The following is a 14,440-nucleotide window of genomic DNA, read 5'->3' as shown; positions in this document are numbered from 1 at the left end:
CTTCTATTTGTTACAATAGGTCTTAATGCACGAAAGGAGACAGACGTTTCAATGGTATCCGAAAAAATTGATTACCGCTTAGTCGGGGGCTTTTTGCTTGCCCATCTTTTACTTTATTTCACCTTTCAGGATAAAAAAATTTTTTGGTATATATTTCCCGCCTGCCTGCTGCTCTTAACAATATGGACAATCCTGCTTGAGGACGTGGACGACAGGATTTCTTTTATCCGGTATATTACAGCCGGCATACTCTCGGGACTCCTTTTGTATGGGCTCTTTTATTTTGGGAATGCGATGATCCATTTTTTCGATTTGCCTCTCGGAGACAACATCGGAAGGCTGTACAAGTGGTTCGCACCAGAGCAATTTTGGCACTATATCGCCCTTGTTTTAATTGCTGTCCCCGGTGAAGAGTTATTTTGGAGGGGATTTATTCAAAAAAGGCTCCTCAGACACTTCTCAGCATTTTGGAGCATTGTTGTCTCAGCTGCCATGTATGCTTCGGTCCATATTTATTCCACTGAAATGATCCTCGTTTTCGCAGCATTTACTTCAGGTATTATCTGGGGCTTATTATTCGCCTGGAAACGGAGCATACCGCTCGTAATCGTTTCCCACCTCGTTTTCGACCTATTGCTCTTTATTCTGGCTCCCCTGTACTAATGGGAAAAGCGGATGCCTGTTTAGCGATCGACGGGACTGGAGGGAAGCAGCAGCTTGAATTGCTTCTCTATAGCTTTACGGCGAACTGAAAATGGACTTCCCTAAATATGCTGTGGCGTTGGAGCATTACTAAAGGCCGCCGGTTTTCCGGCGGCCTTATTTCATTCCCGGCAATGGCTTTACCCATAACAGGATAAGAAAGAGGAGGCTGACATATCCGAACAGCGGATATAGTAAGGAAAGTAGCGTTCCGTAATGGACAAGGCTTGCGGCATACGAAACAGCAAATATTCCAGTCGTTATCGTTATGGTATGAAGCGGCACATATTTTCTAATTTGGCGTTCGAGCCCATAAATATTTCCAATGACTGATGTGAAAATTTCCGCGTAAACAACTGCTATAAACACCCAATGAAGTCCGCCAGCCACATTTCTCATCACTTCAGCCATTGGGATGTCATAGGTATCAAGGTTTGGGAGCATGACAAGTGTAAGGTGGCTTGAAATGAGAATAAGAGTAAGCGCGGAACCGCCGAGAATCCCTCCCCATTTGATTGTCCAATCATCCTTTACCTCGAACGCAATTGGAACAAGGACAGCCTGTGACAGACCAAGATTGAAAGCAATATACAAAAACGGAGAAATTGCTCCCTTCCAGCTTCCGCTTAAATCTCCCACATGAAGGAACGCTTCGGTAAATCCCGGCATCGTAACCGATAGAGACATGAGCATCAGGCTGAACAAAATCATGGCAGGTACAATGAACGTGTTAACCGCGAACAGCGCTTTTGTCCCGAAAACCATAACAATAATCGAGAGGGCAATCGTTAAAAGGACACCGAAATTCCTTGAAGCGCCAAGCTGTTCCTCGAATACTGCCCCCGCTCCGGACATCATGACGGAAGTTACACCAAGCAGCATAAGCAGCATTAGGATGTTTATGGCTTTTGAAGCCCTGCGGCCAAATAAAAATTCGTTAAACCCCTGATACGTATCGACATTCGCCCTAGCAGCCGTTCTCATCAATTTCGCACCCATTGAGATAAGAAGATAGCCGCTAATCAATATTCCAAAAAAACCAATCAACCCATATCGTGAAAAAAACTCAACTATTTCCCTGCCTGTCGCAAAACCCGCCCCAACCACGGTGCCAACATAAACAGCCGCAATTTGGAAAGCTCCTGGCCAATTCCGTTTCACCCAATCCCCTCCCCCTTAAACACTATATGGAGAATAGGACAAACAATGCCATCAAATTCCGGCCACTAGAAAACAGCCCTTCTGGTAAAAATTACATAAGCAAAACCATTGAAAGTCAAAGAAGGTCAGAGTATACTAATTATCAGAAAGGTCAAATAAAGTCAAAGACAAAATAGACCCTCTGCTATATTATTAAAAAGGAGGCAGATTTATGCTTTGCCAACTATGCAACCAATCACAAGCAAATGTACAATTTAAATTTATGGTGAATGGCAGAAAGAAAGATTTATTGCTTTGCCAGGATTGCTTTAGCAAAGAACGCCAGGCAATTGCCGGCTCATTCGGGCCATCTGCCGGATTTCCATCTTCATTTTTCAACCAATTTAACGAGCAGCCATTCGGCGGAATGGGCTACCCAGGCCAAATGGATGAAACTATAAAGGAACAGCCTAAAAAAAGTGGGGGCAACGGATTTTTTGATCAATATGGAAGAAATCTTACCCAATTGGCCAAAGCGGGCCTAATCGATCCCGTTATCGGACGTGATGAAGAAGTTGAACGGGTTATTGAAATATTAAACCGAAGGAGCAAGAACAACCCAGTCCTCATTGGGGAACCAGGGGTTGGTAAAACGGCAATCGCAGAAGGCCTTGCCTTGAAAATAACAGAAGGAAAGGTACCAACCAAGCTCTTGAACAAGGAACTTTATCTGCTTGATGTAGCGTCCCTGGTTGCCAACACAGGAATTAGGGGCCAGTTTGAAGAACGGATGAAGCAAATGATTTCCGAGCTACAATCCAAGAAAAACATCATCCTATTTATCGATGAAATCCATCTATTAGTCGGAGCCGGGTCTGCAGAGGGGTCCTTAGATGCAAGCAACATCCTCAAACCGGCGCTGGCTCGCGGCGAGCTTCAGGTGATCGGCGCAACAACCCTGAAGGAATACCGCCAAATTGAAAAGGATGCGGCACTTGAACGTAGGTTCCAGCCAATCCATGTCCATGAGCCTTCTGTCAATGCCGCAATTGGAATCTTAAAAGGAATTCAATCAAGGTATGAAGACTTCCATGAAGTGACATATTCAAACGAGGCAATTGAGGCGTGTGTCCAATTATCACACCGCTATATCCAGGACCGTTTCCTCCCGGATAAGGCCATTGACTTACTCGACGAAGCCGGCTCAAAACTGAACCTGTCTTCCGTTGCGGTTTCCTCGAAAGAAGGCATTGAGGAAAGATTGAAGGCGATTGCTTCTGCTAAAGAAGCTGCGCTAAAAGAGGAAAATTATGAAAAAGCCGCGGAACTGCGTGATGAAGAAGCGGAACTTGAAAAAAGGCTTGAAAATACAGGGCCATCAAACCGCCCGGTCGTGGAAGCAAAACACATCCAGGAAATTATTGAGAAGAAAACCGGCATTCCAGTCGGCAAACTACAGGAAGATGAACAGCAAAAACTGAAAAATCTTGAAGAGTCGCTGAATGGCAAGGTCATCGGCCAAGAGGAAGCTGTCCGCAAAGTGGCGAAAGCCATCCGGCGGAGCCGCGCTGGACTTAAAGCAAAGCAGCGCCCTATCGGCTCATTCTTGTTTGCCGGCCCTACAGGCGTCGGTAAAACTGAACTTACAAAAAGGCTTGCCGAAGAACTTTTCGGTTCAAAGGATGCCATGATCAGGCTTGATATGAGCGAGTTCATGGAAAAACACAGTGTTTCCAAACTGATTGGTTCCCCTCCAGGCTATGTCGGCCATGAGGAAGCCGGACAGCTTACCGAAAAAGTCCGCCGGAATCCTTACAGCATCCTGCTTCTGGATGAGATTGAAAAGGCCCATCCGGATGTCCAGCATATGTTCCTCCAAATCATGGAGGACGGGCGCCTGACGGACAGCCAGGGGCGGACAGTAAGCTTTAAGGACACTGTCATCATTATGACAACGAACGCCGGGGTCGGCGTTAAGCCAATCCATGTAGGCTTCGGAAACAGTGGATCTACTTCTGAGAGCGGCCTGCTTGAATCACTCGGAAGCTTCTTCAAGCCGGAATTCCTGAACAGGTTTGACAGCATTATTGAATTTAGCAGCCTTAAGAAAGAAGACCTTCTCCAAATTGTTGAATTGATGGTAAAGGAGCTTCAGGACAACCTGTCCGAGCAAGGGCTTAGCCTTACTGTCAACAATGAGGCAATGGACAAACTGGCCGAACTTGGTTACCATCCGGCTTTCGGCGCTCGTCCGCTCCGCCGCGTTATCCAGGAACAGCTTGAAGATCAAATCGCCGACCTGATTCTTGACAATTCGGATGTTGAAGAGATTGAAGCCGTATTGGAAGAAGGACAGATTTTGGTCCGTCCGCAATCAACTGTTCGCCAATAAAGCTAAACGCTAAACCTTTACGATAAAAATGAAGCCCGGTCCAGACATTGGTTTCTGGACCGGGCTTTTTTGCATCGATTAAAGTTTTTTATCCTCGATGGAATTCAGGTAGTCCTCAATTACGCCGACAACGGATTCGACACAGCCTTCCTCGAATGGAGAAATCAAGCCGGCCTCCTTGACTAGACCGGTAAATGATTGGCTTCCGCCCAGTGTGCAAAGGCGTGCATAATCCTTCCAGGCCAATTCGCGGTCTTCCCTGGACTTTTTCCAAAACTGGAACGCGCAAATTTGCGCCAGAGTATAGTCGATATAATAAAACGGTGAACCGTATATATGGCCCTGGCGCTGCCAGAATCCGCCTCTCGACAGGTAATCATTGTTTTCGTAATCCTTGTGCGGCTGGTATTTCCTTTCAATTTCCCGCCATTTCGCCTTTCTTTCCCCAGGCGTCGCTTCCGAGTTTTCGTACACCCAATGCTGGAACTCATCAACGGAAACGCCATATGGGAGGAACAGCAGCGAATCGCTAAGGTGCTGGAACCTGTACTTATCCGTGTCTTCCTTGAAGAACAGCTCCATCCATGGCCAGGTGAAGAATTCCATGCTCATTGAATGGATTTCGCACGCCTCATATGTTGGCCAGTAGTATTCAGGCACATCGAAATGGCGGCTTGAATACACTTGGAACGCGTGGCCAGCTTCATGTGTCAACACGTCAATATCGCCTGATGTTCCGTTGAAATTTGAGAAGATAAAAGGTGCCTGGTAGTCCTCGATATATGTGCAATAGCCCCCGGACGCTTTTCCCTTTTTCGCAACAAGGTCCATAAGGCCATTTTCCTGCATGAACCGGAAAAACTCACCCGTTTCAGGGGAAAGCTCATCGTACATTTTCTGCCCATTCTCAATAATCCACTCAGGGCTGCCCTTCGGCGTTGGATTCCCTGAAGTGAAGCTGAATCCTTCATCATAATAGAAGAGCTTCTCTACGCCAATCCGCTCCTGCTGGCGTTTTTTAATCCTCGTGGCAATCGGCACGATAAACTCTTCGACCTGCTTCCTGAAACCGGCGACCATTTCCGCATTGTAGTCAGTGCGATGCATCCTGTAATAGCCAAGTTCAACGAAGTTTTTATAGCCAAGCGCGCGGGCGATTTCTGTCCTAACCTTGACTAGGTCGTCATAAATCCTGTCAAACGCCTCTTCATTTGCGCTGAAAAAGCCAAATTTCGCTTCGCTGGCCCGTTTCCTTGTGTCACGGTCAACAGATTGGATGAATGCATCAAGCTGCGCAAGGGTACGTTCTTCCCCTTCAAACTCAATTTTTGCGGAAGCAACCAGCTTCGTATATTCAGTCGTCAGCCGATTCTCTTTTTGAAGCAGCGGCACGATTTCCGGTTTAAAGGTTTTCAGCTGTCCTTCTGCCAGCGCGAACAACTGGCGTCCCCACTTTTGCTCAAGTTCCGCGCGGAATTTCGAATTCGTTAGGGCTTCATAATACCTTGTGACAAGCCCTTCAAGCTCAGGGCCAATCTCGTCAATATAATCCTGCTCCGCCTTGTAAAACTCATCCTCCGTGTTAATTGTATGGCGGACAGAAGCAAGCGAGATCATTGTCCCGATATGATTCCTTTGCGCATTGATTTTTTCAATCACCTTTTCCTGCTCGGATGTACTGCCCGCGGCGTTGAATTCCTCGAGCGCAGCTTCGAACTGCTTTTTAATATCCTCCATGTCCGGCCTTACGTATGTATAATCCTGAAATTTCACCTGGAACCCCTTCTCTCTTTTTAATTTCACATAGTTCATTTCGACATCCGAAACTTGGATTCCTCTAATTTGTGAAAAATCCCAAAAAAATTGGACCACGCCCATAGGGGGGTCACCAAAATTATGAAGATCCCGGAGGACAGAACAAAATGCGCAAGCGCCTTGGTCAGCCCCGACAAGCATAAGACGGGGCCCGCAGGACGGGCCTGCCCTCCGGAGGGAACCGGCTTATGACCTCGAGGGGCTAGGCGCTGGAGCTGGATTACAATAACATATTTCGAGTTATCCACAAGGTTCCAACTTAAAATTTCCTAGACAACAAAAAAACGGCAAGAAATATGCCGTTTTTCTTGGGCCCAGCCCTTAAAACTTCCCGGATGGCAGGCCCAGTTTCTTCAAAAGGGAGATTGCCTCTTCCCTTTCCTGTTCAGTTAGGCGTGACATGAGCTCATGGATATTCCGTTCATGCTCTGGAAAAACCTCTTCAATAAACGACTTTCCTTTATCGGTAATTCTAGCATAGGTTACTCGCCGGTCACTTGGACAAGCCACCCTTGCAATAAGCCCTTTTTGCTCAAGTTTATCGACAACATAGGTGATGCTCCCACTCGCGATCAGGATTTTTCCGCCGATTTGCTGTAGGGGCTGGTCGCCTTTATGATAAAGGAGCTCAAGAACGGCAAACTCGGTTGGGTTTAGGCCGTTTTCCTGAATAAATTTATTGACCTGCTCGTTGATCGCCTTATAGGCCCTGGATAAGACAATGTAAAGCTTAAGTGATTGTGAAATTGACTCTCTTTCCAATATGATCAAATCCTTTTATTATGGCGATTATAATCACCTTGAATTCAAGATAATTATAATAAACTTTTTGGACAGTGTCAATGAGCCCGTTTACAATAACTTCCATGCATTAATACAATTGGAAAACGGTTCTTTTTTATTTTTAATGATGACCAAATGCTGTAATATAGGGGGTACAAACTTAAGGGAGTATTGTATATGAACCAGGCAGCATTAGTCCAAAAACCTGCCGAATCCGGCCAGGCTACCACCTATAAAATTCTTTTTATCATAGCCCTATGCCATTTATTGAATGATTCGCTTCAGTCAGTCGTACCCGCAATGTTTCCGATTATCGGCAAAACCCTGGGGCTTAGCTTCACCCAGCTGGGCATGATTGCCTTCGCTTTGAATATGGTTTCGTCCGTCATGCAGCCTGCCGTAGGGCTTATGACTGATAAAAAACCGATGCCCTATGCTTTGCCTGCTGGGCTTGCCTGTTCGATGGCGGGTATTCTCGGCCTCGCTTTTGCGCCGAATTTCGCGTTTATCATCCTATCGGTGATTTTTATCGGCATTGGTTCGGCTATTTTTCACCCTGAGGGTTCGCGTGTCGCCTATCTTGCGGCTGGTCCAAGAAGGGGGCTGGCACAATCCATATACCAGGTTGGAGGCAATTCAGGCCAGGCTCTCGCGCCGCTTATCACGGCTTTAATCCTTGTTCCATTCGGGCAGAAGGGTGCAGCCCTATTTGCAGCAGTCGCTGGCATAGCGGTCGCCCTATTGATGTATATCGCCCGCTGGTACACCGAAAAGCTTTCTGCCACAAGGAAGGCAGAGGTAAAGAAAATCGGTAACAATGCCGCGAAGAAGGGGCTTCAAACAGGCGTCCTGCCAGCGCTGGCGTTAATCCTGCTCCTGATCTTCGCACGTTCCTGGTATATTTCCGGAATAACGAACTTTTACGCTTTTTTTGCAATCAATGAATATTCGTTTACGATCAAGCAGTCGCAATTCCTTCTTTTTGCGTTCCTGGTCTCCGGTGCTGCAGGTACATTTTTTGGCGGGCCGCTGGCAGACCGGTTCGGCAAGAAGAATGTCATCTCTGCATCGATGCTGTTCGCGGTGCCTTTTTCGGCGATCATTCCATTTTTGCCTTCCGCCGCCGCACTTGTTTGCCTGATACTGAACGGATTCATTTTGATGACAAGTTTCTCCGTTACCGTTGTATATGCCCAGGAGCTCGTGCCAGGGAAAATCGGGCTTATGTCCGGGTTAACTGTGGGCCTAGCATTTGGCATGGGTGCAATCGGTTCCGTTGGGCTTGGCTATTTCGCCGACCTGGCAGGACTGAAGCAAATGATTATCGGAGTCGGCTTCCTTCCATTACTGGGCATCTCCGCGCTTCTCCTACCTTCTGATAAAAAACTCGAGCAATGGCAAGTATAGAAAAGCGGCAGCCAACCTACTTAAGGTTGGCTGCTGCTATCTATTTGGTTAATAGTTACTATTTTTATATTTCGTTGATTCTCTGGTATAGCTCCGCTTTCTCATCGTCTGATAACATCCGTTGCGCCATCGGGAAAAGGACATTCTCTTCTTTAGCGAAATGCTCGGTCAATGTATAGTATGCTTCTTTGATATGGGAAGCAAGCTCCCGGATTTCATCCGCGGAAAACTCCGCCCCCTCTTTCGCGGTTCTTTCCACGTAAGTGCCAATAAGTGTTTTTGCCCGGTCATGTTCGTACTCCATTACAGCAATCGGACCTGATGTGCGGCCAATATATTGGCCCATCATGTCAAACAGGACGCCTTCCTCCCGGTCAGAATGGGGCCCTAAATCGGCAATGAATTTATTAGTCCTTTCTGTCAGCCTGGAGAAAGTTTCTCTAACATTCTCCCCTTTTTCAATTTTCCGTACTTCTTCAAGCAGGCCATCCAATTGGGAAAGGAGTGGAGGATGTTCCTCCTTTAATTGTTTCAGGCCTGGACATAGCTCAACCTCTCCCGCTCCACCAAATGCAATCATGCAACCGCTCATTTATATTCCCCTCTCGATAGATTGTTATTTGAGAACATTATAGGACGTTTTCATGAGAAAAGTTGTGATTGCCATCACAAGACATGAATTTGTCAAAAGCACGTGGATACGCTTTCAAGTTTCGAAAAATTTTAACATTTGCACTGGCATTCACCTTCAGGGATTTCATATAATTTAGTTAGAACCAAAAAAGGAGGGACAAAACTTGAATTTCCCATATTATAGAGACTTTTACCCAAAAATCATCATGCCAATCGGGAGCAACGACACTGTATTGTTAAAGGAATCCCCCTTTGCGGATACAGGCGCCACCCATTGGTTGATTGCGCTACAAGGTGATCATGAGGGGTTGCCCGCCGGATGCTGCAATTGGAAGGTACTCGTTTATACATCAGACCCCGATGGTACATTCAGCTGGGATAAACCATATTACGCCTCCACGTTATTGGAGTCGATCGACTCCGCTATTGAGCTTGCGCAGGAATTTGAATCATTCGGAAAAAATGATGTACTTTGCACAATGGGTTCAGATAAAAAAATCAGCTAATCTTCATATCTTCCTCTTTTTAGCTTCATCTTTTTTGCCTTCTTTTGTGAAATCCCGTACATAGCATGTAAATAGTGTTTATTCTCCATTCCCCTAAGAATGATTTTCAAAGGTTACATCCAGGGTCCATAAAAAAGCTGCCTGCACTTGGATGCAGACAGCTTTTTACATTCGATTCTATCTTAAGCAAGCCGGAAGACGATTCCATGGCCACCCTTTGGATATTCCCATTTAATATTCTGGTATGGACAGCCTATCCTGCAGCTGCCGCACTCATGGCAACCCTCAAAACCTACCTGCATCCGCTTTCCTTCCCATTTGTAAACTTCGGCTGGGCAGAAAACAGTGCAAAGTTTATCAGGGCACTTTGTCGCGCAAATGTCGTGATCAAGAACGGTTAAATGGGACTTTGTGTCACACCTGAAACGAAGGAGATACTGTTTTTCTTCCAGAGTTTTGGTTGACATTATTTCACCGCCTTCCATGCGCGATAGACATCCTGCAGCACCTTGAGCGTGCCGCGTTCACTTGTAATACTCTTCATGATTTCCTTCTGTTTGTCGCGTTTAGGTGTTCCGTCAACCGTGAAGAATTTGCTCATCGCCTGGTTCATCATCGGTACATATTCCTTGAAGTACTGTGGATACTTTTCGAATGTATGGGCTGCATCTTTGTACTTTTCAAGGTCTTTCATGATAAAGCTTCCGTATAGCGCTTCACGGTAACTGTTCAGGCTCGCTTCACTGAAATTGTTTCGGGCTTTCGCCTCGATGATCGCCTCGGCGGCAAGCTTTCCAGAATACATGGCCATGTTCGATCCTTCTCGGTGAATCGCATTGACAAGCTGCGCCGCATCCCCAACGACCACGACCCCATTCCCGGCAACCTTTGGCACTGACCTGAATCCACCCTCCGGAATTAGGTGGGCCAAATATTCAGCTGATTCCCCGCCTTCAAGCATCGGGCGTACCATTGGATGAGTCTTCAGATAGTCGAGCAGGTCATATGGCTTCAGCTTCGCTTTAATCATGCTCGACAACGTTGTACCTACTCCAATATTAAGGCTTTCTTTATTAGTATATAGAAAAGCCGTTCCAAGGTTCCCTTTTGTGGAATCCCCGAATATTTCAATTGTACATCCGTGGTTGCCTTCAAGATTGAACCTGTCGTTGATTTTCTCCTTTGGAAGATTAATAACTTCCATGACAGTAAGGGCAACTTCATCTGGACGAAACTCTTTATGGAAGCCAAGCTGTTTTCCAAGCAACGAGTTTACCCCATCGGCGAGTACAACAACATCCGCGTACACATCGCCATCAGGCCTGTCAGTACGGACCCCAATAACCTTCCCGTTCTCGACAATGCACTCCGTCACTACCGTTTCGTTGATCAGAAGCGCCCCTTGCTCGACGGCCTTCTGTGCAAACCACTGGTCAAATTGAGCCCTGAGGACGGTAAAATTGTTGAATGGCTCACTTGCCCACTCCATACCTTTATATCCGAAGGAAACGACTGATTCCTTATCCATCATCCAAAAACGCTGCTCGACGACCGGACGCTCAAGAGGGGCTTCTTTCCAAAATTCTGGAATTAATTCCTCCGTCTGCTTCCTGTAAAGGACGCCGCCCATTACGTTTTTGCTGCCTGGGTATTCCCCTCTTTCAATCAGCAGCACGTTCAATCCGTTCTTCGCGCACACAAGGGCGCATGCTGTACCTGCCGGGCCGGCACCAACTACGATTACATCAAATTTTTCAGGCATAACTGATTTCACCGCCCTTTTCGTTCCGCATCTGCTTGAATTGTTCTGTCAGTTTCGGGACGATTTCCAGCGCATCCCCTACAATACCGTAGGTGGCTACATCAAAAATCGGCGCATTTGGATCTTTGTTGATTGCAATGATGATTTCTGAGTTCTTCATGCCGACCACATGCTGGATCGCTCCGGATAAGGCAATGGCAAAGTAGATTTTTGGCGTAACCGTTTCCCCTGTCTGGCCAATTTGGAGATGGTGTGGCAACCAGCCGGCCTCTACAACATCCCTCGTCCCGCCAACAGTCGCGCCGATTGCATCGGCAAGATCGTAGAGCATTTGGAAGTTTTGCAAATCCCCCATACCTTTACCGCCGCACACAATCACATGGGCATCAGAAAGGTTTGCTTTATTTGTTATGTCTTTCACAATTTTAAGCACTTTTGTACGCATGTCATCTTCCGAAAGGGCAATGCTCTCTTCAATGATCCGTCCGGTACGCGAGGTATCCGGTTCAAGCGCTTTCATAACTTTCGGCCTCACAGTCGCCATTTGCGGCCTGTGCTTTTTGCAAAGGATGGTAGCCATGATATTTCCTCCGAACGCCGGCCTGCTGGCTTCAAAAAGGCGATTATCGAGGTCAATATCAAGCATCGTCGTATCCGCGGTCAAACCGGTGTTCAAATCAGTCGCAACTGCGCTTGCGAGATCCTTTCCGTTCGGTGTCGCGCCATAAAGGAAAATTTCTGGTTTATACTTTTCTGCAAGCATAATGACGCCCTTCATGAACGACTCTGTCCTGTAGTTCTTCATGACCGGGTGGTCGATTACATACACTTCATCAGCCCCATATGCAATCACCTTTGATGCGAGCGCCTTTATGCCATGCCCCATCAGCACACCTGCAAGCGGAACCTCAAGCTTATCGGCAAGCTTTCTGCCAGCGCCGAGCAGTTCAAGCGAAACTCCTTCAATTTCGCCATCCGTTTCTTCTATAAAAACCCAAACTCCTTTGTAGTCTTCTATATTCATCAGAATCCTCCTATCCCCTTATGCTGGTTTAATCAATTTGCCGAATTAGGCGTCAAAAGCTCTTTTTTGTCCATCAGGAGGCTGATTAGCTCCTTTACCTGCTCATCCGCGCTTCCTTCGAGCCTTTTTCCACCTTCGGGCTTTGGAGGGGAAAACATTTTGCCTACGATGGTCGGGGACCCCTTGAGCCCAAGCTGGGTTCGGTCAACATTTTCGAAATCACTCACTGCCCAGATGACAGGCTCGTACCTGGCCGCCTTGATCATATTCGGGAGAGGCGAGTATTCAATTTCATTTATTTCCTTTTCTACTGTCAACAGACAAGGCAACTGGGATTGGATAAGTTCATAGCCATTTGTTTGCTTCCGTTTAATCAAGACTGACTTTTCTTTCAGATTCACTTCAGCTACTTCAATCACATTGGTTATAGGCGGGATATCGAGCCTCCTTGCAATTCCGGGGCCGACCTGCCCTGTATCCCCATCGATTGCATGCTTTCCGCAAATCACCATGTCAATTGGCAGTTCCTTGCTGATTTTTTCCAATGCTTTTGACAAGGCATAGCTTGTTGCAAGAGTATCCGCACCGGCAAACGCACGGTCGGAAATGAGGTAACCCCTGTCGGCACCGATTTCGACACTTCGCTTTATGACTGCGGTTGCCTGGGGCGGGCCCATCGAAAGGACCGATATCGTTCCTCCCGTAATCTTCCTGATCTTTACAGCTTCCTGGACGGCATGGGCGTCATATGGATTCAGGATGGCTGGCGCGCTCCGCCTGTCAAGCGTATTTGTTTTTGGATTGATTTTGATGATTTTTGTATCCGGTACCTGTTTGACACAAACAACAATATGCATGTACTACCTTCCCCTCTGCAAAAAATTTGTGTAAGCGCTTCCCTTATTAATTCATTTAATGCTTTTGTATTACGATATATGATTCGTAAGACAAGCATAGTACCAATAAAAACCTGTTGGAACACATGATGAACCGTCCCGGCCTGTTTGTCGGCAGCCCGAAATAAGAAAAACAGTTGAGGCGGTTATTAACACGCTGCTAATACTACTATAAAAAATATTCAGATATAGACAATGATATAAATCACATCTTATGGATTTTTATATAAAATTTAGGAAAAACGAAGAACTTTTTCGACAAAAAAAAGAATGCCGTTACGCATTCCTTCAAAAATGTTTTAAATTGCTGACGTGACCGCAAGTCTTTCCCGGTTAATTGTTCGCCCGTTATGCCAGTTAGTATGGAACATGGCGGAACCGTTTTCTGGCTGCCAGCAAGGTTGCCTCGCCTTTTGATAGGCAACAATTAACTCATCCAGTTCCTGGCTGTACTGAATCGTTCTTTCATTGGTTAAACCATTTTCGTTAGCCGAATCGATCATCACTTTTTGTTTCCTCTTAATCTCGTCCAGAAGATTTAATAGGTCAAAGCTATTCATAAGCACCTTTATCTTGCCTCCAGCTAAATCCATTATTTTACAATAGAGATTGGCCCCAGTATTGTAAATAGAGGCGCTTGTTGCATTATGCCAGCCTTTGGCATAAATGTAAATAGATTCGCAAAACAGGTCAAAACATCTTATATTTCATCGTTATTCGACATGGCGGGATTCTTTTTTTTCTAAAAAAAGTAAAGAGCCGGATAACTTGGGGCCGGCTCTCTTGAATATTTTTATATAGCATTTTCGTAAATTGGAACCCAACCTTCAGAGGTAACAAAAATCCTGATTGCTACAACCTTCCTGTCGTCCTGAAGTGTAAAATAGTGGCGGACATTCTCCGGGACTGAAATTAGGTCGCCCGGGTCAAGATTGACTTCAAAGAATTCACCATTTTTCCCCTGAATCACAAAGACCCCGTGTCCGCTTACAATGAACCGGACTTCATCGTCAGTATGATGATGTTCCCTCTTGAAATTTTCAAGGAGTGCATCCAGATTCGGGGTCGACTCGGACAGTGATATTACATCCTGCGCCTTATAGCCCCTTCTTGCGGAAATTTCCTTGATTTCATTCTCGAATGCCTTTAGAATCTCGTCCTTGTCCCCATCGGAAAGAGCATAGTTTTCCTTTAGGTTTTCAGGCAGCTTGCCGACATTCCAGTTCTCATAAATGACCTCCTGCGATTCAAGGAAAGCCGCGACTTCCTCATGCCTACGTAACTCTTCACCGCTCGTTTGAAATTTAATCCACGCCATTTTCTATACCTCTTTCCTTATCTTTTGGCCAGGTTTTTCCACCGGCTGATTTCCGCTCCAAT

14 protein-coding genes are annotated in these 14,440 nt (G+C 46.2%); 4 read left to right on the top strand and 10 right to left on the bottom strand.

The window, feature by feature from the left end; all coding sequences use genetic code 11:
* The first annotated feature begins 51 nt into the window (after window positions 1–51).
* A complete protein-coding gene (locus tag V1499_RS08370) occupies window positions 52–663 on the top strand; it encodes a lysostaphin resistance A-like protein (protein ID WP_409275371.1) in 612 nt (203 codons plus the stop codon).
* Between the two features lie 156 nt (window positions 664–819).
* Here V1499_RS08370 and V1499_RS08365 read toward each other — a convergent pair whose 3' ends face one another.
* On the bottom strand, window positions 820–1,863 hold the full coding sequence (locus V1499_RS08365) for a hypothetical protein (protein WP_409275369.1): 1,044 nt from the start codon (window positions 1,861–1,863) through the stop codon (window positions 820–822).
* Window positions 1,864–2,074: 211 nt separating this feature from the next.
* Here V1499_RS08365 and V1499_RS08360 point away from each other — a divergent pair, with 211 nt between their 5' ends.
* Window positions 2,075–4,234, top strand: coding sequence for an AAA family ATPase (locus V1499_RS08360; RefSeq protein ID WP_409275368.1), 2,160 nt, complete (start codon window positions 2,075–2,077; stop codon window positions 4,232–4,234).
* A 78-nt stretch (window positions 4,235–4,312) separates the two neighbouring features.
* Here the strand turns inward: V1499_RS08360 and V1499_RS08355 are convergent, their stop codons facing one another.
* The gene (locus V1499_RS08355; protein WP_409275366.1) at window positions 4,313–6,007 is read right to left on the bottom strand and encodes a M3 family oligoendopeptidase; all 1,695 of its coding nucleotides are present in this window, start codon (window positions 6,005–6,007) and stop codon (window positions 4,313–4,315) included.
* Between the two features lie 363 nt (window positions 6,008–6,370).
* Window positions 6,371–6,811, bottom strand: coding sequence for a MarR family winged helix-turn-helix transcriptional regulator (locus tag V1499_RS08350; RefSeq protein ID WP_409275364.1), 441 nt, complete (start codon window positions 6,809–6,811; stop codon window positions 6,371–6,373).
* 198 nt (window positions 6,812–7,009) lie between these two features.
* On the opposite strand from V1499_RS08350, the gene V1499_RS08345 reads away from it, so the two are divergent.
* Window positions 7,010–8,239 (top strand): MFS transporter, encoded by a 1,230-nt coding sequence (locus V1499_RS08345; protein WP_409275363.1) that lies wholly within the window; start codon window positions 7,010–7,012, stop codon window positions 8,237–8,239.
* Between the two features lie 64 nt (window positions 8,240–8,303).
* On the opposite strand, the gene V1499_RS08340 is transcribed toward V1499_RS08345, so the two are convergent.
* Window positions 8,304–8,831, bottom strand: a complete 528-nt coding sequence (locus V1499_RS08340) for a hemerythrin domain-containing protein (RefSeq protein ID WP_409275361.1) — start codon at window positions 8,829–8,831, stop codon at window positions 8,304–8,306.
* Between the two features lie 205 nt (window positions 8,832–9,036).
* Here V1499_RS08340 and V1499_RS08335 point away from each other — a divergent pair, with 205 nt between their 5' ends.
* Entirely contained in the window at window positions 9,037–9,378 is a 342-nt protein-coding gene (locus tag V1499_RS08335) for a hypothetical protein (protein WP_409275360.1), read from the top strand.
* A 182-nt stretch (window positions 9,379–9,560) separates the two neighbouring features.
* Here V1499_RS08335 and V1499_RS08330 read toward each other — a convergent pair whose 3' ends face one another.
* From V1499_RS08330 to V1499_RS08305, 6 genes are all read right to left on the bottom strand, one after another.
* Window positions 9,561–9,845, bottom strand: a complete 285-nt coding sequence (locus tag V1499_RS08330) for a ferredoxin family protein (RefSeq protein WP_115450877.1) — start codon at window positions 9,843–9,845, stop codon at window positions 9,561–9,563.
* Window positions 9,845–11,140 (bottom strand): FAD-dependent oxidoreductase, encoded by a 1,296-nt coding sequence (locus V1499_RS08325; RefSeq protein ID WP_409275358.1) that lies wholly within the window; start codon window positions 11,138–11,140, stop codon window positions 9,845–9,847. The genes V1499_RS08330 and V1499_RS08325 overlap by 1 nt, the downstream gene beginning before the upstream one ends.
* On the bottom strand, window positions 11,133–12,164 hold the full coding sequence (locus V1499_RS08320; protein ID WP_409275356.1) for an electron transfer flavoprotein subunit alpha/FixB family protein: 1,032 nt from the start codon (window positions 12,162–12,164) through the stop codon (window positions 11,133–11,135). Before V1499_RS08320 ends, V1499_RS08325 begins: the two co-directional genes overlap by 8 nt.
* 32 nt (window positions 12,165–12,196) lie before the next feature.
* Window positions 12,197–13,021, bottom strand: coding sequence for an electron transfer flavoprotein subunit beta/FixA family protein (locus tag V1499_RS08315; RefSeq protein WP_409275355.1), 825 nt, complete (start codon window positions 13,019–13,021; stop codon window positions 12,197–12,199).
* A 338-nt stretch (window positions 13,022–13,359) separates the two neighbouring features.
* Window positions 13,360–13,620, bottom strand: a complete 261-nt coding sequence (locus tag V1499_RS08310; RefSeq protein WP_409276260.1) for a Spo0E family sporulation regulatory protein-aspartic acid phosphatase — start codon at window positions 13,618–13,620, stop codon at window positions 13,360–13,362.
* A gap of 233 nt (window positions 13,621–13,853) precedes the next feature.
* On the bottom strand, window positions 13,854–14,378 hold the full coding sequence (locus V1499_RS08305) for a 1,2-dihydroxy-3-keto-5-methylthiopentene dioxygenase (protein WP_409275353.1): 525 nt from the start codon (window positions 14,376–14,378) through the stop codon (window positions 13,854–13,856).
* Window positions 14,379–14,440 lie beyond the last annotated feature (62 nt).

The sequence above is a fragment of the Neobacillus oceani genome (assembly GCF_046237595.1).
Taxonomy (GTDB): Bacteria; Bacillota; Bacilli; order Bacillales; family Cytobacillaceae; genus Bacillus_D; species Bacillus_D oceani.
The sequence above is the reverse complement of the archived record's forward strand: the minus strand, read 5'-3'. Positions and strand labels throughout refer to the sequence as shown.

Coding starts and splice junctions, on each gene's coding strand:
- V1499_RS08370 (WP_409275371.1), top strand. CDS start 52: ATGGTATCCGAAAAAATTGATTACCGCTTAGTCGGGGGCTTTTTGCTT.
- V1499_RS08360 (WP_409275368.1), top strand. CDS start 2,075: ATGCTTTGCCAACTATGCAACCAATCACAAGCAAATGTACAATTTAAA.
- V1499_RS08345 (WP_409275363.1), top strand. CDS start 7,010: ATGAACCAGGCAGCATTAGTCCAAAAACCTGCCGAATCCGGCCAGGCT.
- V1499_RS08340 (WP_409275361.1), bottom strand. CDS start 8,831: ATGAGCGGTTGCATGATTGCATTTGGTGGAGCGGGAGAGGTTGAGCTA.
- V1499_RS08330 (WP_115450877.1), bottom strand. CDS start 9,845: ATGTCAACCAAAACTCTGGAAGAAAAACAGTATCTCCTTCGTTTCAGG.
- V1499_RS08325 (WP_409275358.1), bottom strand. CDS start 11,140: ATGCCTGAAAAATTTGATGTAATCGTAGTTGGTGCCGGCCCGGCAGGT.
- V1499_RS08320 (WP_409275356.1), bottom strand. CDS start 12,164: ATGAATATAGAAGACTACAAAGGAGTTTGGGTTTTTATAGAAGAAACG.
- V1499_RS08315 (WP_409275355.1), bottom strand. CDS start 13,021: ATGCATATTGTTGTTTGTGTCAAACAGGTACCGGATACAAAAATCATC.
- V1499_RS08310 (WP_409276260.1), bottom strand. CDS start 13,620: ATGAATAGCTTTGACCTATTAAATCTTCTGGACGAGATTAAGAGGAAA.
- V1499_RS08305 (WP_409275353.1), bottom strand. CDS start 14,378: ATGGCGTGGATTAAATTTCAAACGAGCGGTGAAGAGTTACGTAGGCAT.